This is a genomic window from Nonomuraea sp. NPDC005983, from assembly GCF_040614375.1.
GTDB lineage: Bacteria > Actinomycetota > Actinomycetes > Streptosporangiales > Streptosporangiaceae > Nonomuraea.
Window position 1 is genome coordinate 1 of record NZ_JBEXUP010000306.1, and the last position, 1045, is coordinate 1045.

General features: G+C 76.2%; 1 pseudogene. It reads right to left on the minus strand.

The features are described from left to right. Nucleotides 1–887, minus strand: a pseudogene (locus tag ABZ297_RS46885) (hypothetical protein); the annotation flags it as partial. Nucleotides 888–1045: the final 158 nt, after the last annotated feature.

Here is a 1045-nt window from a genome sequence, read left to right on the forward strand (position 1 = left end):
CCGACCGCCCAGCCGCCGGTCGCCGCCTCGCTGCCGTGCGCTGCTGCGCTGTCGCCCTCGCTGTTGCTGTCGCCGTCCGCTCCGCTGCCGTCCGCTGCGCCGCCCGCCATTCCGCTACCCGCCTCTCGGCTGGCCTTCGCGGCTGGGGCGCTGCCTGCCGCTGTGCTGCCGACCGCTGTGTTGCCGACCGCTGTCACGTCGCCGCCTGCCGTCGTGCCGCCGTTCGTTGCCGCGTTGCGGATTGTCGCCGTCTCGCCGTCCGGGCGGCGGATGCGCAGGCCGGGTACGGCGGTGAGACGCACCACGGTTCCGTCGTCGGTGCGGCGGGTGGCGCCCTCGGCGATCACGGAGAACACCTCGTCGGCGAAGCGCCGCGCGGTGAGCTGGTCGCCGGCGCCGGAGTAGCGGGCGACCGCGTCGTACCAGGCGGCCGGGTCGTCGCTGGGCCGCCGCTGGTAGGAGGCGAGCAGCGCGGCGCCGGCGCTGATGTTCGCTGCCGGGTCGCGCCGCAGCACCGCCGGCCGCAGCCCGGTCAGCTCCGCCGCCCGCCGCAACGTCGACTCGGGCAGCGCCTCGCGCGCGGCGGCCGGTTCGGGGACGTGCCGAGTCGGCCCGGCGACGTCGTCACGGGCGTTGCCGTCCGCGATGGCGGCTCGCCGCTGCCGGGCGGCCGCCCGGACGTCCATGAGGTGCATCGGCCCGTAGCCGCCGGACGTGCTGGGCGAGCCGGCGTGCGCGTCCCACCGCGACTCCAGGTAGGACACGGCGAGCAGGACGCTCACAGGAAGCCCGTACTCCCTGGCCGCCCGCGCGAAGTCCTCCTGCCGCCCCGGCGGCGGCACGGTGAGGCCGGAGGCGGCGAGCGCGACGGCGAGCCAGACCAGCATGACAACCCCCACGGAACGCTACAGCTGAGCTACACACCGTAGCCATTCCCTGTTAACGGCGTGTCAGACGGGACTGCTGATGCGGATGAGGTCGCGCAGGTCGGCGGCGCATTCGGCGTCCCGGTCGCCGGGCGCGCCGGGGTGGTGCGCCGGCCGCC